The sequence below is a fragment of the Streptomyces mauvecolor genome, assembly GCF_039532965.1.
GTDB classification, from domain to species: domain Bacteria; phylum Actinomycetota; class Actinomycetes; order Streptomycetales; family Streptomycetaceae; genus Streptomyces; species Streptomyces violascens.
In genome coordinates this window covers 73,758-95,347 of sequence record NZ_BAAASQ010000021.1, presented here as the reverse complement: position 1 = coordinate 95,347, position 21,590 = coordinate 73,758, and the positions used below count along the sequence as shown (strand labels likewise).

10 protein-coding genes and 1 pseudogene are annotated in these 21,590 nt (G+C 72.5%); all 11 read left to right on the top strand.

Annotated elements, in window-relative coordinates; translation table 11 throughout:
• Window positions 1–81 precede the first annotated feature (81 nt).
• Window positions 82–2,625, top strand: a complete 2,544-nt coding sequence (locus ABD346_RS25820) for a non-ribosomal peptide synthetase (RefSeq protein ID WP_344378098.1) — start codon at window positions 82–84, stop codon at window positions 2,623–2,625.
• An 81-nt stretch (window positions 2,626–2,706) separates the two neighbouring features.
• Window positions 2,707–3,696: a TauD/TfdA family dioxygenase gene (locus ABD346_RS25815; RefSeq protein WP_344378097.1), complete on the top strand. Its 990-nt coding sequence runs from the start codon at window positions 2,707–2,709 to the stop codon at window positions 3,694–3,696.
• A 402-nt stretch (window positions 3,697–4,098) separates the two neighbouring features.
• A pseudogene (locus ABD346_RS25810) lies at window positions 4,099–4,278 on the top strand (helix-turn-helix domain-containing protein); the annotation flags it as partial.
• A 24-nt stretch (window positions 4,279–4,302) separates the two neighbouring features.
• Complete coding sequence (locus ABD346_RS25805; protein ID WP_344378422.1) at window positions 4,303–5,076, top strand: LysR substrate-binding domain-containing protein; 774 nt, start codon at window positions 4,303–4,305, stop codon at window positions 5,074–5,076.
• 45 nt (window positions 5,077–5,121) lie between these two features.
• The gene (locus ABD346_RS25800; protein WP_189962842.1) at window positions 5,122–5,400 is read left to right on the top strand and encodes an acyl carrier protein; all 279 of its coding nucleotides are present in this window, start codon (window positions 5,122–5,124) and stop codon (window positions 5,398–5,400) included.
• 29 nt (window positions 5,401–5,429) lie between these two features.
• The gene (locus tag ABD346_RS25795; RefSeq protein WP_344378095.1) at window positions 5,430–6,662 is read left to right on the top strand and encodes a beta-ketoacyl-[acyl-carrier-protein] synthase family protein; all 1,233 of its coding nucleotides are present in this window, start codon (window positions 5,430–5,432) and stop codon (window positions 6,660–6,662) included.
• Window positions 6,662–7,756 (top strand): beta-ketoacyl synthase N-terminal-like domain-containing protein, encoded by a 1,095-nt coding sequence (locus tag ABD346_RS25790; RefSeq protein WP_344378094.1) that lies wholly within the window; start codon window positions 6,662–6,664, stop codon window positions 7,754–7,756. Before ABD346_RS25795 ends, ABD346_RS25790 begins: the two co-directional genes overlap by 1 nt.
• Window positions 7,757–7,873: 117 nt before the next feature.
• Complete coding sequence (fabG, locus tag ABD346_RS25785; protein ID WP_344378093.1) at window positions 7,874–8,620, top strand: 3-oxoacyl-[acyl-carrier-protein] reductase; 747 nt, start codon at window positions 7,874–7,876, stop codon at window positions 8,618–8,620.
• A 46-nt stretch (window positions 8,621–8,666) separates the two neighbouring features.
• On the top strand, window positions 8,667–9,383 hold the full coding sequence (locus tag ABD346_RS25780) for a 2-hydroxychromene-2-carboxylate isomerase (protein WP_344378091.1): 717 nt from the start codon (window positions 8,667–8,669) through the stop codon (window positions 9,381–9,383).
• A 130-nt stretch (window positions 9,384–9,513) separates the two neighbouring features.
• Window positions 9,514–20,727 carry an amino acid adenylation domain-containing protein gene (locus tag ABD346_RS25775; RefSeq protein ID WP_344378090.1) on the top strand — a complete coding sequence of 3,738 codons (11,214 nt, stop codon included), beginning with the start codon at window positions 9,514–9,516 and terminating at the stop codon, window positions 20,725–20,727.
• Window positions 20,724–21,569 carry an ABC transporter permease gene (locus ABD346_RS25770; RefSeq protein ID WP_344378088.1) on the top strand — a complete coding sequence of 282 codons (846 nt, stop codon included), beginning with the start codon at window positions 20,724–20,726 and terminating at the stop codon, window positions 21,567–21,569. The genes ABD346_RS25775 and ABD346_RS25770 overlap by 4 nt, the downstream gene beginning before the upstream one ends.
• Window positions 21,570–21,590 lie beyond the last annotated feature (21 nt).

The window sequence follows — 21,590 nt, the reverse complement described above, 5'->3', positions numbered from 1 at the left end:
GTGCGCCCGCGTACATCCGGCTCTGCCGGACACCCACTCATGTCCGGCCCTCGCCGGACACCACCAGGAAGGGCAAGGCCCGTGACGGCTTGGCAGAGCGGACCCGCAGACCGACCAGAGGCGCGGCCGTCCGAAGCGGAGGCCCTGGCGTTCTGGCGGGACGTCCTCACGGGCAGCCGCTTCACTCCTCTACCGGGCTGGTGCGCCAAGGCGCCCGCGCGCGACCGGATCGCGCAACGCCGCACCCTGCTGTCCCCGGGCACCTCGGCCGCACTGTCCGACCGGGCCGCGCGGAGCGGCGTCCCGCTCGACGCACTCCTGATCACGGCCGCCGCACGCGTCCTGGCCGCCGTGACTGGGGACGCCACGGTCGTCACCGGCTACCTGGCGGACGGCGAACCCGGCACGGAACCGCTGCCCTGCCCCGTGTACGTCGGCGAGGGCACCTGGCAGGAACTCCTGGGCGAGGCCGCCGCGGCGCGGGCCGCCGCCGAGCGGCACCGGGGCGTCTCGCCGGTCCGGATCCACCGCGAACTCGGGCGTACGGAAGCCCTCTTCGACACCCTCGTGGTTGGCGGGCGTGCGCCCGGGGCGGCCGACCTCGCCGACGACACCGTGCTCGCCATGAGTCTCGTACCGCGGGGAGACCGGCTTGAGCTGGTGCTCCACCACCGCTTCGGCGTTCTGGACGCCGACGCGGCCGGGCGGATCGCCGGGTATCTGCTGGCCGCCCTCGAAGAGCTCGGCGCTCGTCCGGACACGGAGCAGCACCTGTGGCATCCCGTGCCGGAGGCCGAAGCCGCCTTCCAGCGGGAGCACTTGGCCGGGCCCAGGCGTCCGCTGCCCGACCGGCGAGTGCACGAACTCTTCGAGGAGCAGGCCCGGTTGCGGCCGGAGGCGGTGGCCGCCGTCCACGAAGGCCGGTCACTGACCTACCGGGAACTCAACGCGCACGCCAACCGGGTCGCCCACGCCCTGCGCGAGGGCGGCCTGCGCGACGAGGACGTGGTCGCGGTCGTCGCCGAACGGGATCTGGAGTGGCTGACGGCGGTGCTCGCCGTGTTCAAGGCGGGCGGGGCATACCTACCCGTCGAGCCGCAGTTCCCGGCCGACCGGATCACCGCGATGCTGTCCCGCAGCGGCTGCCGCCGGGTGCTCACCCAGGACGGCGTGTGCCCCGGCCTGGACGCGGCCCTGGCCGGACTCGACGGCGTTCGGGCCGACTTCATCGCCGACGTGTGCGAGGACGAGGCCCACTCCGACGCGGACCCCGGCCTGCCGGTAGGCGCGGACCAGCTCGCGTACATCTACTTCACCTCCGGCTCGACGGGTCTGCCCAAGGGCGCGATGTGCGAGCACGAGGGGTTCCTCAACCACCTTCTGGCCAAGATCGAGGATCTCGGCGTCGAGGCCGGCACGGTGGTGGCGCAGACCGCGCCGCAGTGCTTCGACATCTCGCTGTGGCAGCTCGTCGCGGCCCTTGCCGTGGGAGGCCGCACGCTGATCGTCGGGCAGCGGGACATCCTTGAGGTCCCGCGCTTCGTGGCGCTGCTCGCCGAGTGCGAGGTGGAGGTGGCCCAACTCGTCCCCTCCTACCTGGAGGTGGTCCTCGACCACCTGCGCCGCAGTCCGCGCACGCTGCCCGCCCTGCGCTGTGTATCGGCGACGGGTGAGGCGCTGAAGAAGGAACTGACGGAGCGGTGGTTCGCCACGCTTCCGGACATCACGCTGGTCAACGCCTACGGCCTGACCGAGACCTCGGACGACACCAACCACGAGGTGCTGCGCCGCCCCCCGGCCGGTCCCTCGGTACCGCTCGGCCGGCCGGTCCGCAATGTACGCGTGGCGGTACTCGACGAGCGGCTCAGGCCGGTTCCGCTGGGCTCACCCGGCGAGCTGGTCTTCTCGGGGGTCTGCGTCGGCCGCGGGTACGTCAACGACGAGGAACGCACCCACGCCGCTTACCTCCCCGACCCGGACCGGCCCGGCGGACGCCTGTACCGCTCGGGCGACTTCGGCCGCTGGCAGCCGGACGGGCGCCTCGAATTCCTCGGCCGCCGCGACGCCCAGGTCAAGATCCGGGGCTTCCGGATCGAGATCGGCGAGGTGGAGAACCAGCTCCTCAAGCTGTCCGGGGTGCGTGACGCGGCCGTCGTGGTCGTGGGCACGGGCGACGCCCGCCGGCTTGCCGCCTTCTACGGCGCGGCGGAACCGGTCCCGGCCGAGGAACTGCGCACGGCGCTCGCCCGCTCGCTGCCCGAGTACATGCTGCCGGGCCGCTTCCACCAGCTCAAGGAGCTGCCGCTCACCCCGAACGGCAAGATCGACCGCAGGCTGCTCGCCCGGCGGGCCGAGGAGACTCCCGAAGCGGCATCCGACGGGCCCGAGCCCCTGCGTACACCGACCGAGCACCGGCTCGCCGAACTGTGGGCGAAGGCGCTGAAGGTCCCCGTCGAGAGCATCGGCCGCACGACCGACTTCTTCGAGGCGGGCGGAAGTTCCATCGTGCTGCTGCGGGTGGTGATCGCCCTGGACCAGGTGGTGACGGCACCGGAGCTGGCCAGGGCGCCGGTCCTCGGCGAGGCGGCGGCGCTGATCGACAGAAAGTCGGACCGGGCGGCCTGAGCCGTCCGATCCTCGTTCGGTACCCGGCCCGGCCTCACCTCCCCGTGCGGCCGGGCCGGTCTACACAGGGAGACGATTTCAATGACAACGGTCGATGAGGCGGGGAGCGCGGTGCCCCTCCCTGACGGATGGCACCTCACGCTCGAAGAGGGCCGTACGCCGATCCTGCACCTGCCCGGCCCCGGGCCCCTGCCCGGCCAGGAGGTACGCGCGCTGGTCGACCGGCACGGCGCGGTCCTGGTGCGCGGCCTGGGCCTGGCCTCGCCGGGTGATCTGGCGGCGGCTGCCGAGGAGTTGGGGGTGACGGGCATGGTCGAGCGCGAGGGCTTCACCAGCCGGCAGGCCTACCCCGACGGCGTCTATTCGGCCTCGGAGTGGGCCGACGAGGACCAGCTCTGCATGCACCACGAGCTGAGTTACGCCGCCGTCGTGCCCTCGATCGCACTGTTCGGCTGCCTCGTGGCCCCGGAGCGCGGTGGCACGACCACGGTGGCCGACGGGGAGCGCGTCCTGGACCTGCTGCCTGACGCGCTGGTCGCCCGCTTCGAGCGGGACGGGTGGGAACTCACCCGCACCTACTACGAGTTCGGCCTGACCTGGGCGGAGGCCTTCGGCACGGACGACCGGGCCCGGGTCGAGGAGTACTGCTCCTCGCACTCCCTGGACTGCACCTGGACCGAGGACGGCGGGCTGCGCACGCGTCAGCGCCGCCCGGCGCTGCTGCGTCACCCGGTGACGGGCCGCCGCGTCTGGTTCAACCAGGCGGCGTTCCTGCACGAGTCGGCGCTGGATCCGCTGATCCGGGAGTACCTGGAATCCCTGTACGGCCCGGAGGGTCTGCCCTTCCGGACGGCCTACGGCAACGGCGATCCCATCTCGACGGATGTGGTCGACGCGATCAACGCGGCCTACCAGAACGCCTGCTGGCGTGAGCCCTGGCAGGCGGGGGACCTGCTGGTCCTGGACAACCTGCGCATGGCGCACGGCCGGGACCCCTACGAGGGCGCCCGCGAGGTGCTGGCCCTCTTCGGTGCCCCCATCCGTGTGACCCCGGCTGCGGCGACCCCCTGACCGCCGGGCGCGCCGGGCCACCCTGAGCCCCGGGTGGCTCGGCGCCCTCCCCTGGCGAGACCCGGAACGTACCCACCCCCATTCCCCATTCCCTCCATTACGGACATTGCCGGGGAATTCTCGGATTTACTTGCCCCGAACCCGGCACGGTGGCTAAATATTGAGCAGTTGGCGCGATGCTCTGCTGCCCGGAGACGGGTGAGGATTGGAAAGGGAGCCGCACTGATGGGGGGATGAGCGAACACCACAGGCAGGTCTTGCCGTTCCGGCCGCTCCCGCACACGGGTTGGACCAGTAATAGTTCTGGGCCGGTGATTCAGGGGAAAAGGGCGTCCGGCAGCGGGATCACCGGCATCGAGCCACGCCAGGGCCGCGGCAACGGAATCACAAGATAGCAGGAATATGGATCTGGAACTGAGACACGCACGGGCTGTTTCAATAATCGCAGAGGCCGGGAGTATTTCCAAGGCGGCAATCCGGCTCAATCTTCCACAACCCAGCCTGACCGCCCAATTACGCCGTATAGAGAAAATGCTCGGCGGGGATCTTTTCGTCCGGTCGAGTTCTGGCATCGTGCCGACCCCCCGGGGAAAGCGGCTCATTCCGATGCTGACCGATCTCGTGCAGCAGGCGGACGAGGTGATCAGCGAGGCCGCCGCGAGCTCCACGATCACGCTGCGTTTCGGCAACACCGAGTGGACGCCGCCGACGCTGCTCGGCGCGATCCAGGCGGCGGTACCCACCGTGGACGTGGAGACCGAGACGCTCGCCCCGGCGGCCGCCGTCGATGCCGTGCACCGCGGTGCGCTCACCGTCGCGATGGTCCCCGCCTCGGCGACGGACATGCCGGACTCCCTGCTCCAGCCCGGCCTGGAGACCAAGGTCATCGTCCGGGAGCCGATCTGGCTGGCGGTGCCGCGGGGGCATCCGCTGGTCGGCCGCCCCTTCGTGGACGGCACCCATCTCTCCACCCTGCACTGGGTCCACTACTCGCGGGACCACTGGTTCCACGAGATCGAGAAGAAGCTGCTGGCCCGGCTGAACCACACCGACCTCGGCGCGGTGCACTACGCCGACGGCCACCACGAGGCGATGAGCTGGGTCAGGGACGCGGACGCCGCCGCCCTCACCACGGCGACCGGCGCCACCGGTGACGTACGCCTGGTGCCGATACGGGAGACGCAGTCCATCGCGCAACTGCTCGTGTGGCGGCGGGACACGGTCGCCAGGGACACCCTGCGCCGGCTCGTGGACACCGTACGGCGGTACTACTGCGAGTACGCGCGGTCCATCCCGCGCTATCTGTCCTGGATCATCGAACACCCCGCGGACTTCCCGGAGTTGGAGCGCTTCCTGCCGTTGCGTGCGCAGGCGGGTTGAGGGTCTGTCAGTTCGCTGTCAGGGCCCTTCGGCACGATCGCCCGCATGACTACAACGAAGCACGTGGACGCCGAGGGCCGTGCCACGATCAAGGGCATCATCTGCGACATCCTCGAGATCGACGAGGCCGAGATGACCGACACGAGCCGCTTCAAGGAGGACCACGAGGCGGACTCGATGGGCGCCATCGAGATCCTCTCCCAGCTCGAGCGCGCCTTCGGGATCGACATCGACCAGGCCGAACTGGCCCGGATGGTCAATCTCGAAGGCGTCGTCACGGTGGTCGACGAGGCCGTCGCGGCCAAGGCGGCCGCGTCCCTCTAGGCGCCGGGACCGAGTGAGGGGAGCGCAGGTTGTACGACAACGACGAGCGGCCGCGCCGGGTCGTGATCACCGGACTCGGCACGGTCACCAGCATCGGCCTCGGCGTCGAGGCCTTCCTGGAGGGGCTGCGGGCCGGGCGCAGCGGCGCCAAGCCGATCACGGCCTTCGACACGACGGGCTTCGCGCACGCCAACGGATGCGAGGTCGACGACTTCGATCCCGCCGAGTGGATCCACCAGGTGGACCCCGAGGAGCTGGGGCGGGCCACCCAGTTCTCGGTCGCCGCCGCCAACATGGCGGTGGCGGACTCGGGCCTCACTCCCGAAGAGCTCAGGGGGCGCAGGGCGCTGGTCTCGGTGGGCACCACCGACGCCGAGTCCCGTGACCTCGACACCCTGATGGGCGTCCAACTGGAGTACGGACCCGACCAGTTGGCGCCCACCGTGGCCCGTAGGGCGCAGGCCGGACGCCTGTCGACCGGCATCATCCGCGAACTGGGCCTGGTCGACGTCGAGGCGCTCACCATCCCCACCGCCTGCGCGGCCGGCAACTACGCCATCGGCAGCGGCTTCGACGCCATCCGTGACGGCGAGGTCGACGTCGCGCTGTGCGGCGGCGCGGACGCGGTGTGCCGCAAGACGTTCGCCGGGTTCTACCGGCTCGGCACCATCGCCCCCGAGGTGTGCCAGCCCTTCGACAAGGACCGCAAGGGCATCCTCACCGGCGAGGGCGCCGGAATCCTGCTGATGGAGAGCCTGGACTCGGCGCTGGCCCGCGGCGCCCGCATCCATGCCGAGGTGCTCGGCTACGGGCTCAACTGCGACGCGCACCACCCGGTCGCCCCCGACCGGGACAGCCTGGCCCGGTGCATGGAGATCGCGCACCGCAACGCTGGGGTGAAGCCCGAGGACATCGACTTCATCTCCGCGCACGGCACCGGCACCCGCGCCAACGACGTCACCGAGGCCGGAGCCATCCGGCAGGTGTTCGCCACGCCGCCGCCCACCATCTCCATCAAGTCGATGATCGGCCACTCTATGGGCGCCGCGAGCGCGCTGGCCTCGGCGGCCTGCGCCCTTGCCCTGACCGAGGGCTTCATCCCGCCGACGATCAACCACCGTGAGACCGACCCCGAGTGCGGCCTGGACTGCGTGCCCAATGAGGCGCGGCCCGCCGAGCTCAACGTGGTCCAGAACAACGCGCTCGCGTTCGCGGGCAACAACGCCGTGCTCGTCCTGGGCCGGTACCGGGAGGCCGAGTGATGTCCGAACTGGTCCTCTCCGCCTGGTCGGTGGTCTCCCCGTACGGTGTGGGCAGCGCTCCCTTCAGCGCCGGCATCGGTGCCGGCACGAGCGCGGTCGGCGAGCTCGACCGGGCCGCCTGGCCCGGCCCCTTCGACCGGTGCGGCCTGGTGCCCGACTTCACCGCAGCCGAGTACGTGGGCAAGAAGGGCACCCGCACCATGGACCGGGTGACGGCGATCGCGGTCACCGCGGTCGGCCGGCTCCTCGCCTCGTGCGGCGACGAGCTGACCGCGCACCCCGAGCAGATCGGCCTGGTGCTCGGCACCGGCTCGGGCAGCGTCCAGAGCATCATGGACTTCACCCGGGACTCCCTCGTCGGCGAGCGTCCCTACCACGTCGACCCGGCCCGCTTCCCGAACACCGTGATGAACCGGGCGGCCGGCCAGAGCGCGATCTGGCACGGCATCAAGGGCCCCAACACCACGGTCGCGGGCGGCTGGCTGACCGGCCTGCTCGCCCTGAGCTACGCGGTGCGCCTGCACCGCGGCGGCCACTGCGCGCGGGTCCTGTGCGGGGCGGCCGAGGAGTCCTCCACCCAGCGCGCCTGGCTGGAGTGGCACGGCCGCGGCTTCGAGGAGCGGGAGTCGCCGCTCGGCGAGGGCGGCGCCGTCTTCCTGATGGAGACCGCCGCCGACGCCCGTGAGGCGGGCCGCACCCCGCTCGCCCGCGTCCTGGCCACCCGCTTCCGGGCGTACGCCGATCGCGCCGACGCGCAGAAGACGCTGGCCGAGTGCGTGGGCAGCGCCCTGGACAAGGCGCAGGTCGCGCCCGAGGACATCCGCCTGGTGGCGCCGCTCGGCGCGGGCGCCGAACTCGCCGCGCCGGAAGAGGCCGGCATCGAGGACGCGCTCGGCACGGCCCGGCCTCAGTGGATCCGCTGCCGGCCGCTGCTCGGCGACACCTCCGCCGCCTCCACCAGCCTCCAGCTGGCCGCGGTGCTCGCCACCGCGGGCGAGTCGGGGCTCGGCCCCGGCGAGGCGGCACTCGTCACCGGCATCGACCGGGACGGAACGGTGGGCTGCGCGGTGCTCGGCGGCCCGGCCCGCGCCTGAGGAACCGGGCGATCGGGAGGTGCGGCACGGCAAGACCGTGCCGCACCTCTCACGAGTGAGCCCAACTCCCTTGACCTTTACGGCAGTTGAGCCGTACCCCTGGAGAGGAAAACGCGCATGTCCGCAAGCGAACGACGCGTCGCGCTGGTGACCGGGGGCTCCCGGGGGATCGGCCGCCATGTCGTGACCCGGCTCGCCGGCGACGGCTACGACGTGGCCTTCTGCTACCAGTCCAACAAGGAGGCCGCCGACGCGGTGGCCGCGGAGGCCACCGCCGCCGGGGCCCGGGTGTACGCGGCGCAGGTCGACGTCGCCCGGCACGGCGACGTGCGCGACTTCGTGCGCGACAGCGAGAAGGCGCTCGGCCCGCTGCACACCGTGGTCTCCTGCGCGGGCATCGTGCGCGACAACCCGCTGGTGATGCTGGCCGAGGCGGACTGGGACGCGGTGCTCCGGGTCAACCTCGACGGCACGTACAACGTGTGCAAGGCGGCGGTCTTCTCGATGATGAAGCGCCGCGCCGGATCGGTCGTCACGCTGTCCTCCGTCGCGGGCGTGTACGGCAACGCCACGCAGACCAACTACTCGGCGACCAAGGCCGGGATCATCGGCTTCACCAAAGCCCTTGCCAAGGAGTCGGGCCGCTACGGCATCCGCGCCAACGCGGTCGCGCCGGGCTTCATCGAGACCGACATGCTCTCCGCGCTGACCGAGGAGCACACCCGCAAGATGACGGAGCGCATTCCGCTCGGGCGCTTCGGCCGCCCCGACGAGGTCGCCGACCTGGTGTCGTTCCTCGCCTCCGACCGTGCCTCGTACATCACGGGCCAGGTCTTCGGCGTCGACGGCGGCCTCGTCGTCTGAGCCACTCCCCCATCCCCCAGCCCCGAGAGACAGGAGCGCATCACCCATGCCCGCAGCCGACAGGAAGAGCAAGACGCCGCGGTTCTACTTCAGCCTGCGCAGCCCCTATTCCTGGCTCGCCTACCGCGAGCTGATGAGCCGGCACCGGGACCTGGTCGGGCGGCTGGAGTGGCTCCCGTTCTTCGAGCCGGACCCGGAGAGCAGTCGTGAACTCGCCGAGCGGGGCGGCCAGTTCCCGTACTCGGAGATGTCGCGCGAGAAGAACCGGTACGTCCTGCAGGACGTCGGACGGCTCACCAAGGCCCGGGGCATCACGGTGACCTGGCCGGTCGACCGCGCCCCGGTGTGGGAGGTCCCGCACCTGGGCTACCTGGTCGCCGAGGAGCACGGCCTCGGCCACGAGTACATCACCGCGGTGTACGAGGCCCGGTTCGGCGCGGGGCTCAACATCTGCGACCGCGAGGTGATCGGCGACATCGGCGAGAAGCTCGGCATCGACCGCGGCCTGATCGCGGACGCCAGCGACGACGCGGACCTGCGCGCCGAGGGCGTGCGGATCCTGCTGGAGGTCTGTAAGGACGGCGTGTTCGGCGTGCCCTTCTTCGTGCACGGATACACCCGCTTCTGGGGTCTGGACCGGCTCGACGACTTCATCGCCCACCTCGGGTCGAGGAAGGCTCCGGCACTCACCCTCGTGGAGCCCTCGACCGCGGTGGCCCTCGGCCGGTCGGTCGAGGACGCGCACGCCGGCGGCTGCGGCTGACCTGCCCGCGCCCACTCACATCTCAGGCACAACTCGCCTGCAAGGCAAGGAAGTTGAGAGTCAGCCCGCTGTCAGCGGCTTTCTCGATGATCGACGCTGTGCACTCGGTGACCTTCGCTAGGGGATTGCTATGACTGACGTTCAGACGGGCGGCCTGCCCCTCACGGCTGGCCAGAAGGACATCTGGTTCGACGAGAAGCTCTCCGGCGGAGGCGCGACGTACAACACCGCCATCTACTGGGACATCCGCGGACCGCTGGACCAGCGGCTGTTCCGGGCCGCGCTGGCGCGCCTGGTGGAGGAGTCCGAGTGCCTGCGGACCCGGTTCACCGAAGTGGACGGCGAGCCGTGGCAGTTCGTCGAGCCGGTGGCCGAACTGCCGCTGACCGTCACCGACGTCAGCGGCGCCGCCGACCCGGCCGCGGCGGCCCTCGCCGCGATCCACGACGATCTGCGGGTCCCCCTCCCCGTGACCGCCGTCCCGCACGTGCCGCTGTTCCGGCTGAGCGTCTTCACCCTCGGCGCCGACCGCACCTTCTTCTGCCTGCTCAACCACCACCTCGTCTCGGACGGCTTCAGCTACGTCATCTACTGGCAGCGGCTCTCCGCGATCTACGAGGCGATGCTCGCCGGCACCTCCCTCGACGCGAACCGCTTCCCGCCGCTGAGCACCCTGATCGAGGCCGAGGCGGCCTACGCGGACTCGCCGCGCATGGAGCGCGACCGCGCCTACTGGGAGAAGGAGCTCGCCGACCGGCCCGAGCCGCTCAGCCTCGCCACCCGTGACGCGGAGCCGGCCCAGACCTTCCTGCGCGAGGCGGCCGTCCTTCCGGAGTCGATCGCGGAGCGGCTGCGCTCGGTGAGCTGGGACGCCCGGGTGACCTGGCAGACCGTCCTGGTCGCGGCCCTCGGCTCGTACTCCGGGCGCCTGGCCGGCACCGACGACGTGCTGCTCTCACTGCCCGTGACCGCGCGGGTGGGCGGCACCATGCAAAACATCCCCGGCATGGTGGTCAACTACCTGCCGCTGCGGCTATCCCTGCGGCCCGGCATGACCCGCGGCGAACTGCTCGCCTCGACCTACAAGGCGTTCTCTCAGGGACTCAAGCACCAGCGCTACCGGGTGAGCAGGATACGGCGCGCGATGGGACTGCCCAGCGACGACCGCAGGCCGTTCGGCCCGTTCATCAACATGATGCCGCAGGTCGAGAAGCTGAGCATCGGGCCCTGCGCCGCGACGATCTGCAGCCCCTCCACCGGGCTCGTCGACGATCTGGAGTTCACCGTCGCCGACAAGGGCGCCGACGGGATCGGCGTCGACCTCAGCGGCAACGAGGCCCGCTACACCCCGGACGACGTACGCGGCCACCTGGCCCGGTTCGTCGCCTTCCTCGACCGCTTCCTGGACGCGGGCGCGGACGAACCGCTGAGCGCCCTGGACCTGTTCTCGCCGGGCGAGGCCGCCGAACTGGCCGCCGCGCTGACCGGCCCTCGGAGCCAGGAGCCGTACCTGGGTGTCGTGGAGCGGGTACGCGCCCGCGCCGCCGAGCACCCCGACGCGGTGGCCGTCACCGACGACGGCGGAAGCCTGAGCTACGCCGAGCTCGTCGGGCGGGCCAGCGCCGCGTCCCGGCAGGTGGCGGTCGACGGCCCGGTGGCCGTGCTGACCGAGCCGGGCCGGGACTTCGTCACCGCCGAGCTCGCCGTGCTCGGGGCCGGCGGCGCCTTCCTGCCGCTCGACCCCCGCGCCCCGCTCAGCCGTCTGACCTCCCTGCTGAAGGACAGCGGCGCGGTCCAGATCGTGGCCGACACCACGCACCGCGCCCTCGCCGAACGCGCCGCGGGCCGGCTTCCCGTGCACGTCCTGGACGGAGCGCGGGACGACACCGGTGCCCTCGCGCCCGTCGTCGGCGGCCCCCTCGACCTGGCGTACGTGATCTACACCTCGGGCTCCACCGGCAAGCCCAAGGGTGCGATGGTGCAGCGCGGCGGCATGGTCAACCACCTGCTCGCCAAGGTGGAGGAGCTGTCCCTCACCGATGCCGACGCGCTCGTGCACAACGCGCCCGTCACCTTCGACGTCTCCGTCTGGCAGTCGCTGACCACGCTGCTCGTGGGCGGCCGGATCCGCGCGATCGCCCGCGCCGAAGCCGCCGACCCCGAGGCCCTGTTCGGCGTCATCGCGGCCGAGCGCCTGACCGTCCTCGAAGTCGTGCCCTCGCTGCTGCGCGCGACGCTGGACGTGTGGGACGCGGCGGGCGGCGGGCCCGAGCTGCCCGCGCTGCGCTGGATGATCTCCAACGGCGAGGCACTGCCGGCCGAGCTGTGCGCCCGCTGGTTCGCCCGCCACCCCGGCATCGCGCTGGCCAACGTGTACGGCCCCACCGAGTGCTCGGACGACGTCACCCACGGGTACGCCCGCTCCGCGGCCGAGGTGACCGGCGCCTCCATGCCCATCGGCCGGCCGCTGCGCGAAACGCGCCTCTACGTCCTGGGCGACGACCTGCGGCCGGTGCCGCGCGGGGTGCCCGGCGAGTTGCACATCGCGGGCGCCGGCGTCGGCCGCGGCTACCTCGGCGACCCGGCCCGTACGGCGGCAACCTTCGTGCCCGACCCGTTCGCGGGCGACGGCTCCCGCATGTACCGCACCGGCGACCAGGTGGTGCTGCTCGCCGACGGGCAGCTCGTGTTCACCGGCCGCCGCGACCACCAGGTCAAGATCCGCGGCCAGCGCATCGAGCTCGGCGAGGTCGAGTCCGCGCTGCGGAACCTGCCCGGCGTCGCGGACGCGGTGGCCGCCGCCGTCGCCGACCCGGCGGGCAACCAGCGCCTGATCGGCTACGTGGTGCCCGAGTCCGGCACCTGCGACACACGTGCCCTGCGCGACCGGCTCGCGGCCGTGCTGCCCGAACAGATGGTGCCCGCCGTTCTGTTGCTCCTGGAGCGGATGCCCCTCACCGCGCACGGCAAGGTGGACCGCAAGGCGCTGCCCACGCCGGAGTTCGCGGTCACGACCACCGGGCGCGCGGCCCGCACCCCCCAGGAGGAGACCCTCTGCACGGTGCTCGCCGAGGTGCTCGGGGTGCCCCGCATCGGCGTCGACGACAACTTCTTCGCACTGGGCGGCGACAGCATCAGCGCCATCCAGGTGGTGGGCCGGGCCCGCGCCGCCGGTCTCGTCGTCACTTCGCGCGACGTCTTCCAGCACCGCACCCCGGCCGCGATCGCCGCGGTGGCCAAGCGGGTGGACGGAGCGGCGGACGCCGCCGCGGACCTGGCGGCGGACGGCATCGGCGAGCTCGAACTCACGCCGGTCATCGACCAGTTGAGGGAAGACCTGGCCGGCCGCCCCACCGCGGGCGCGACCTTCGCCCAGTACGCCACGGTCACCCTGCCCACGGCCGCGCACGCCGACCCGGCCCGCCTGGAGCGCGCGCTCCAGGCCGTCCTCGACCGGCACGACGCGCTGCGCACCAAGCTCACCGAGCCGGTGCCGGGCCTGTGGTCCCTGGAGACGCTCCCCCGGGGTGCGGTCGCCGCCTCCGACGTACTCAGCAGGGCCGGGTCCACGCCCGGCACGGACCGGGACGCGGTGCTCGCCGAGCAGATCACGGCGGCCGGGGCGCGCCTGTGCCCGAGGGACGGCCTGCTCGTCCAGGCCGTGGTCCTCGACGAGGACCGCCTGCTCCTCGTGATCCATCACCTCGCCGTGGACGGCGTCTCGTGGCGCATCCTGCTGCCCGACCTGGAAGCCGCCTGGAACGGCACGGACCCGGCCCCGGTCGGCACCTCGTTCCGGCGCTGGACGAAGACCCTGTCCGAGCAGGCCCGCGCCCCGCACCGCACGACCGAACTCCCCCTCTGGGCCGAGCAGGTGGGCGGCCCGACGATCGAGCTCGGCGACCGGCCGCTCGACCCGGCGCGCGATGTGTACGCCACGGCCGGACGGCTGCGGCTCGAACTGCCCGCCGAGCGGACAGCCGCCGTGCTCGGCCGGGTGCCCGCCGCGTTCCACGCCGAGGTCAACGAGGTGCTGCTCACCGGCTTCGCGCTGGCGCTCGCCCACCGGGGCACGGGATCGCGCGCCCTGGTCGAGCTGGAGGGCCACGGCCGCGAGCAGCTCGCCGAGGGCCTGGACCTGTCCCGTACGGTCGGCTGGTTCACCAGCGTCTTCCCCGTCGGCCTCGACGTCGGAGAGCCGGACTGGGAGCAGGTGTGGAACGGCGGAGCGTCCTGCGGAGCCGCGCTCAAGCGCGTCAAGGAGAGCCTGCGGGCGCTGCCGGACCACGGCATCGGATACGGGCTGCTCCGCCATCTCAATCCGCAGACCGCCGCCGTTCTGGCCGGCTCGGCGACTCCCCGGATCGGCTTCAACTACCTGGGCCGGTTCGCCACCGACAACGCGGCCGGCGCCTGGTCGATGGAGGCCGGGGCCTTCGGCCTCACCGCCGCCCCCGAGACCCCGCTGCGGCACGCCCTGGAACTGATCGCGACGACCGAGGACCGCGCCGAGGGCCCGGTGCTCGTCGCCGAGTGGGTCTGGGCGGGCGAACTGCTCGTGGAGGGCGACGTCCAGGCGCTCGCCGCCGACTGGTTCCGCGCCCTCGACGCGCTCGCCGCGCACGCCGAGCTGCCCGAGGCGGGCGGGCACACCCCGTCCGACTTCCCGCTGGTCACGATCACCCAGGCGGAGATCGAGGCGTACGAGCGCGACATCCCGGGGCTCGTCGACATCCTGCCGCTCTCCCCACTCCAGCGCGGCCTGCTCTTCCAGTCCGAGTTCGACCGGCAGGGCATGGACGCGTACACCCTCCAGGTGACGATGGACGTGGACGGGCCCCTCGACCGCGACCGGCTGCGCGCGGCGGCGACGGCGCTGCTCGACCGCAACCCGAGCCTGCGGGCCTGCTTCCGTGAGCGCGACGCGGGCGACCCGGTCCAACTGGTCGCGTCCGACGTGGAGTTGACCTGGGCCGAGGTGGACCTCCGGGACTTCGCCGAGGGCCGTACGGAGGCGGAGGCCGACGCGGAGGTGCGGCGGCGGACCGAGGCGGAGTGGCTGGACCGCTTCGACGTCACCCGCGCACCCCTGACCCGCTTCACCGTCTACCGCGTGTCCGACGACCGGCACCGGGTGGTGTGGACGGCGCACCACATGCTGGTGGACGGCTGGTCGCTGTCGGCGGTCCTCGCGGAAGAGCTGGTCACTCTGTGGTCCAACGGCGGTGACACCTCGGCACTGGCGCCGGTCGTCCCGCTGCGCGGCTATCTGGAGTGGTCGGCCGCGCAGGACAAGGCGGCCGCGCGCGAGGCCTGGCAGAAGGAGCTGGCCGGCATCGACGAGCCGACCCGGCTCGGCCCCGCCGACCGCCCCCGCGTCTCGGTCCTTCCCGGCTCCCTCCACCTGGAGCTGCCGGAGGCACTGACCGGGGCGGTGACGTCCTGGGCGACGTCGCGCGGCCTGACGATGAGCACCGTCATGCAGGGCGCCTGGGCGCTCGCGCTCGGCCGGCTGACCGGCCGCCAGGACGTGACGTTCGGCGCGGTCGTCTCCGGCCGGGCCGAGGAGGTCCCCGGCATCGAGCAGACCGTCGGCTCCTTCCTCAGCACCCTGCCGGTACGCGTCGCCCTCGCGCCCGCGCTCAGTTTCGAGGAGATGCTGGCCGCCCTCCAGGAGCGTCAGCTCGACCTGGAGCCGCACCACCACCTGGGCCTCGCCGAGGTCCAGCAGGGTGCCGGGATCGGCGAGCTCTTCGACACCGTGGTCTCCTTCCACAACTACCCGACCGGTGTCCTGGACCGCATCGGCGAGCACGTCCCCGGGCTGAGCATGCGCGCCTGGGAGGCCCGGGTCATCGCCGAATACCCCTTCGCTCTCAACGTGTTCCCGGGCGACCGGATGCGTCTTGAGGCGCAGTACCGGCCCGACATCTTCACACCGGGCGAGGTGGACGAGATCCTGCGCCGCTTCGTGCGCGTACTGGAGCAGCTGGCCGCGGCCCCCGGCACCTCGCTCGGCCGCCTGGACGCGCTCGGCGACGACGAGCGCGCCCAGCTGCTCGGCGACTGGTCCGGTGCGGGCGCCGCGAAGGAGTCGTCCGGCGAGCTGGCCACCAGCGTCTTCGAGGCCCGCGCCGCCCGCACCCCGGACAAGACGGCGGTCGTCTTCGGCACCGAGGAAGTGACCTACGCCGAACTCGACGCCCGCGCCGGCCGGCTGGCCCGCCTGCTCGTGGAGCGCGGGATCGGCCCCGAGCAGACCGTCGCGGTGATGCTGCCGCGCTCCCCCGAGGTGGTCGTGGCGGCGCTCGCGGTCCTGAAGGCCGGTGCGGCGTACCTGCCGGTGGACTCGGCGTACCCCGTAGACCGCATCTCCTACATGCTGGCCGACGCCCGCCCGGCCGCGGTCATCACCGACACTGCGACCGGTCAACGGCTCGATGGCATACCGGAGTTGCAGACCGAGCCGCTGGTCCTGGACGCGCCCGGAACCGTGGAGCGCCTGGCCGCCCTGCCCGGCTCGGACCTCACCGACGCCGACCGGGTCGCGCCGCTCGCCCCGGAGAATCCGGCGTACGTCATCTACACCTCCGGCTCCACGGGCCGCCCCAAGGGTGTCGTGGTGGCCCACACCGGGCTGCTTTCGATGGTGGACAGCCTCGTCGAGCGCTTCGGCCTCGACGACGGGACCCGGGTGCTCCAGTTCGCGTCCTTCAGCTTCGACGCGTCCGTCTGGGAGATCATGCTCGCGCTGCTCACCGGCGGCACGCTGGTCATCGCGGACGAGGAGTGCCGGGCGCCGGGACAGCCGCTGGTCGACCTGATCAACAGCGCCCGTGTCAACCTGGCCGGACTGCCGCCCGTCGTGGTCGGCGGCCTGCCCGAGGGCAGTACGCTCCCCGCCGACCTGCGCCTGGCGGTGGCCGGCGAGGCCGTCCCGGCGAGCGTCGTCGAGCGCTGGTCCTCGGCGGTGCGGCTCTACAACGGCTACGGCCCGACCGAGGCCGTGGTGAGCTCGACCGTCGGCGGCCCGCTGAGGGACGCGGGCCGCCCGCCGATCGGCCGCCCCACCAACGCGCACCGCGTGTACGTGCTCGACCACCACCTGCGGCCCACACCGCGCGGGGTCGTCGGCGAGCTGTACGTCGGCGGCGGCCTGGCCCGCGGCTACCTCGGCCGCCCGGACCTGACCTCCCAGCGTTTCGTGGCCGACCCCTACGGCCCGGCCGGAGCCCGGATGTACCGCACGGGTGACCTGGTGCGGTGGCTGCCGGACGGCCAGCTGGACTACATCGGCCGCGCCGACGACCAGGTACAGCTGCGCGGGTTCCGTATCGAACTCGGCGAGATCTCGGCCGCGCTGCTCGCCCAGCCGGGCGTGGAGCAGGCCACCGTGATCGTGTCCGAGAGCGAGGACGGCGACCGCCGTCTGGTGGCGTACGTCGTGGCGTCCGAGCCCGCGGTCGCCGACGGGCTGCGCGAGCAGCTCGGCCGGTCGATGCCCGAGTACATGGTGCCCTCCGCGGTGGTCGCCCTGGACGCGCTGCCGCTGACCGCGCAGGGCAAGCTGGACCGCAAGGCGCTGCCCGCGCCGGATCTCGGCCACTCGCCGAAGGGCCGTGCGCCGCGCACCCCGGTCGAGGAGATCCTCTGCGGCCTGTTCGCGGACATCCTCGGGGTGGCCCAGGTCTCCATCGACGACGACTTCTTCGAGATCGGCGGCCACTCTCTGCTCGCCACCCGCCTGGTCAGCCGGGCCCGTACCGCCCTCGGCGTGGAGCTTCCCATCCGCGCGCTCTTCGAGGCGCGGACGGTGGTCGCGCTCGCCGGTCATGTCGCGGCGGCCGACTGGGCCAGGCCCGCGCTGACCCCGGCGCCGAAGGACGCTCCGCCGCAACTGTCGTTCGCCCAGCAGCAGCAGTGGTTCATCAACCGGAGCCAGGACAAGGCCGACGGCACGTACAACACACCGATGGCCTTCCGGCTCACCGGTAGCCTCAACGAGGCCGCGCTGCAAGGGGCGTTGACCGATCTGGCCGAGCGCCACGAGGTCCTTCGCACGGTGCTGCCGGAGACCGACGGGGTGCCGTCGGTGCGGGTGCTCGATGCCGCGACGGGCGGGCCGGTGCTGCGGACCCGTACGGTGTCGGCGGCGAGGCTGGAGGCCGCCCTGACCGCCGAGGGCGACCAGGGCTTCGACCTCAGGTCGGAACCGCCCCTGCGGGCACGGCTGTTCGCGGTCGGCGTGGACGAGTGGGTCCTGGTCCTGGTCTTCCACCACATCGCCTTCGACGGCTGGTCGATCGCGCCCATGCTGACCGACCTGGCCGCCTCCTACCGGGCCCGCTGCGACGGGCGCGTGCCGGACCGGGCCCCGCTGCCGGTGCAGTACTCCGACTTCGCCGGCTGGCAGCGCGAGCTGCTCGGCTCGGCGGACGACCCGGACAGCCTGGCCGCCGAGCAGGTCGCCTTCTGGCGGGACGCGCTCGCGGGCGCGCCGGAGGAGCTGCCGCTGCCCACCGACTTCCCGCGCCCCGACGCGAGCACGTCCTCGGGCGACATGGTGATGTTCGAGCTGGAGTCCGGCCTGCACACGAGCCTGGTCGAGCTGGCCCGCCAGACCGGCACCACCGAGTTCATCGTATTCCAGGCCGCGCTGTGCGCCCTGCTGACCCGGCTCGGCGCGGGCACCGACATCCCCGTCGGCTCCCCCATCGCCGGACGCACCGACGAGGCACTCAACGACCTGGTCGGCATGTTCATCAACTCCCTGGTGCTGCGCGGCGACACCAGCGGCGACCCGACCTTCCGCGAGCTCCTGGAGCGGATCCGCGAGACCAACCTGGCGGCCTACTCCCACCAGGACATCCCCTTCGACCAGGTGGTGGAGGCCCTCAGGCCGGCCCGCTCACGGGGCCTGCACCCGCTGTTCCAGGTGATGCTGAGCGTGCAGAACCAGGGCAACCTGCCGCTGGAGATGCCGGGTCTCACCGTCCAGCCGGAGTACGTCGGCTCCGACCGGGCCAAGCTCGACCTGATGCTGGAGCTGCTCCCGTGGCCCGGCGGGGGCGGCATCCGGGGCCTGCTCAGCTTCAGCACCGACCTGTTCACGCGGGCCACCGCGGAGCGCCTGGCCGAGCAGTTCCAGCGGGTCCTGCACGCGGTGGCCGCCGATCCCGAGCTGCGCCTGAGCGGCCTGGACCTGCTCTCCGGCGACGAGCGCGAGCGGGTGCTGCACGGCTGGAACGACACCGCGCACGAGCTTCCGGCGGCGACGCTGGTCGACCTGTTCGCGACGCAGGCCGCGCGAACTCCGGACGCGCCCGCCGCCGGCACCGGGACCAAAGCCCTCACGTACGCCCAACTAGATGTCAAGGCAAGCCAGTTGGCGCGTCGACTGATCGCGGAAGGCGCCGGTCCCGACCGGATCGTGGCCCTCGCGGTGCCGCGCGCCGTGGACCGGACCGTCGCGGTGCTCGCGGTACTCAAGTCCGGCGCGGCGTATGTCCCGGTCGCCGCCGACGAGCCGGTCGCCCGCGTCAAGGCGCTGTTCGCCGACACCGACCCGCTGTGCGTCCTGACGACGGCGGGCCTGGCGAGCCGGCTGCGCAGCACCGGCGTGACCGCCGTGGTGCTCGACGGCCCGGAGGTGCGAGCCGCTTCCACCGACCCGGTCACCGACGCGGACCGCACGGCCCCGCTGCGGCCCGGACACGCTGCCTATGTGATCCGCACGGACGACGCGGCGGGCCGCCCGCAGGGCGCCGTCGTCGAACACCGGGCGGCCGCGGGCCACCTCGCCTGGGCGCTCGCGTCCGGGGAACTCGCGGAGACCGGCCTGTTCGGGCCGCTGCTCTCCGGGGCCGGGGTGCGGGCCTCGGAGCCGCTGCCGCAGGACTGGGCGACCCCGCGCCCGTACGCACCGGGCAAGGCGGTGTGGAACACGCAGGTCTACGTCCTCGACGAGTGGCTCGCGCCCGTTCCGCCGGGCGTGGTGGGCGAGCTGTATGTCGCGGGGGCCACGCTTCCCCGCGGCTTCGCGGGCCTGGCCCGGGCGACCGCCGAGCGGTTCGTGGCCAACCCGTACGGCCCGGCCGGCTCCCGGCTGCTTCGCACCGGCGAACGAGCCAAGTGGGACACCGCGGGAAACCTGCTCGCTCCCGACACGGCCCCGGTGCCCGCCGAGCCCGAGACGTCGGCGCCCGGCCGGTCGGCTCCCCCGACTCCCGTCGAGGCGACGCTCTGCGCGATCGTCGCCGCAATCCTGGGCCGTGACGAGTTCGGCGTCGAGGAGAACTTCTTCGAGACGTCGATGACCAGCATGAAGTCGCTGCGCCTGGTGGCCCTGGCCCGCAAGGCCGGGATCGAGTTCACCATCGCGGACGTCTTCGAGCACCAGACGGTCCGGGCCCTCGCGGCCACCGTCCGGCCCGCCGGGTCCGCCGCCCCCGCCCGCAGGCAGAGCACGCAGATCATGGCGGACGCCATCGACGAGACCGGCGGCCTGGACTTCGCCGACCCGTTCAGCCCACTCCTGTGCATGAAGCCGACGGGCAGTCGCCCACCGGTGTTCTGCCTGCACAGCGGGGTCGGGTTCGCCCTGTCGTACATGCCGCTCATCCGCCACCTCGGCGCCGAGCGCCCCGTGTACGGCATCCAGGCGCCGTACGTCGTCGAGGGCGCGCCGCTGCCCACGAGCATCGAGGAGACCGCGGCCGAGTACATCCGGCTGATCAAGTCGGTGCGGCCCGAGGGGCCCTACCACCTGCTCGGCTGGTCGCTCGGCGGTCTGCTCGCCTACGAGATCGCCGTCCAGCTGCGCGCGGCCGGTGACGAGGTGGGGCTGCTCGCCAACCTCGACTCCTACCCGCGCACCGAGGACACCGGGACCCAGGAGACGCCGGACCAACAGGCCATGCTCGCCTGGCTGCTGGAGGGCATCGGTCACGACCGCTCCGAGTTCGGCGACAGGCCGCTGGACGTCGGCGACATCATCGACACGCTGCGGCGGGACAACAGCCCGCTGGCCCAGATGGGTGAGGAACGGATGGCACGCATGGTCGGTCTGATGGCCAACCACCAGGTACTGCACGCCCGTTGGACCCCACGGGACTACGACGGCACGATGCGGCTCTACGTCGCCGGACAGTCGGACGAGGCGGTGAGCGGCACCGATCCGGCTCAGCGCTGGAAGCCGTACTTCAGCGGCACGCTCGACGTGCACGTCATCGACTCCAACCACGACGACCTGCTCAACCCCGGCCCGCTGGACGAGATCGGCCCGGACCTCGCGGCCGAGCTCGACCGGCTGCACCGCGACCAGGACGGGCGGGCCCGGCGATGACCACCCTGACGAATGCCGCGGCCCTGGACACGGGCCTGCCCAACGCCCCCGGCGGTCTCCGCTCGGCCCTCACCGAACTGTTCGCGATCACCGGCCGGCGCCTGCTCCACCTGCGCCGGGCGCCGGGCCGGGTGCTCGGCGTGGCGATGAGCCCGCTGGTGTCGATGGTCATGGTCGGCTACCTGTTCCGCGACGCCATCACGCTTCCGGCGGGCGGCGACTACGGCGAGTACGTCTTCGCGGGCGGCGCGGTCCAGGTGGCGCTCGCCTGCGTCGGACCCACCGCGGTATCGGTGGCGATGGACCTCCAGGGCGGGCTGGTCGACCGTTTCCGGTCGCTGCCGATCAGCCGGTCCGCCGTGCTCTTCGCGCACACCTTCGCGGACCTGCTCGTGGGCCTGCTCGGCCTGGTCGTGGTCACAGGGGCGGGCCTTGTGCTCGGCTGGCGGCCCCACACGGACGCCCTGTCGGTCCTGGCCGGCTTCGGCCTGATCGTGCTCCTGACGTACGTGATGCTGTGGCTCGGCGTGCTGTTCGCGATGACGCTCGGCAACGTCGAGACGATCAACGTCTGGACGCCGTTCATCGTGATCGTGCTGCCCTTCGTGTCCAGCGCCTTCCTCTCCCCCGCCTCCATGCCGTCCCTGGTCCGCCCGCTCGCCGAGTGGAACCCGATCAGCGCCGTCATCGCGTCCTGCCGCGACCTGTGGGGCAACCCCGCCGCGACCAGCGACAGCTTCCCCGGCCTGCACCCCGGGGTGGTGATCGCCGTGACGCTGAGCGTGCTGTTCGCCCTCTGCTTCACCGTGAGCCTGCGCCGCTACCGCACCGCCGGTTCCTGACCCCCGAGCCCGAAAGGAGAC

Coding starts and splice junctions, on each gene's coding strand:
- ABD346_RS25815 (WP_344378097.1), top strand. CDS start 2,707: ATGACAACGGTCGATGAGGCGGGGAGCGCGGTGCCCCTCCCTGACGGA.
- ABD346_RS25805 (WP_344378422.1), top strand. CDS start 4,303: ATGCTGACCGATCTCGTGCAGCAGGCGGACGAGGTGATCAGCGAGGCC.
- ABD346_RS25800 (WP_189962842.1), top strand. CDS start 5,122: ATGACTACAACGAAGCACGTGGACGCCGAGGGCCGTGCCACGATCAAG.
- ABD346_RS25790 (WP_344378094.1), top strand. CDS start 6,662: ATGTCCGAACTGGTCCTCTCCGCCTGGTCGGTGGTCTCCCCGTACGGT.
- fabG (WP_344378093.1), top strand. CDS start 7,874: ATGTCCGCAAGCGAACGACGCGTCGCGCTGGTGACCGGGGGCTCCCGG.
- ABD346_RS25780 (WP_344378091.1), top strand. CDS start 8,667: ATGCCCGCAGCCGACAGGAAGAGCAAGACGCCGCGGTTCTACTTCAGC.
- ABD346_RS25775 (WP_344378090.1), top strand. CDS start 9,514: ATGACTGACGTTCAGACGGGCGGCCTGCCCCTCACGGCTGGCCAGAAG.
- ABD346_RS25770 (WP_344378088.1), top strand. CDS start 20,724: ATGACCACCCTGACGAATGCCGCGGCCCTGGACACGGGCCTGCCCAAC.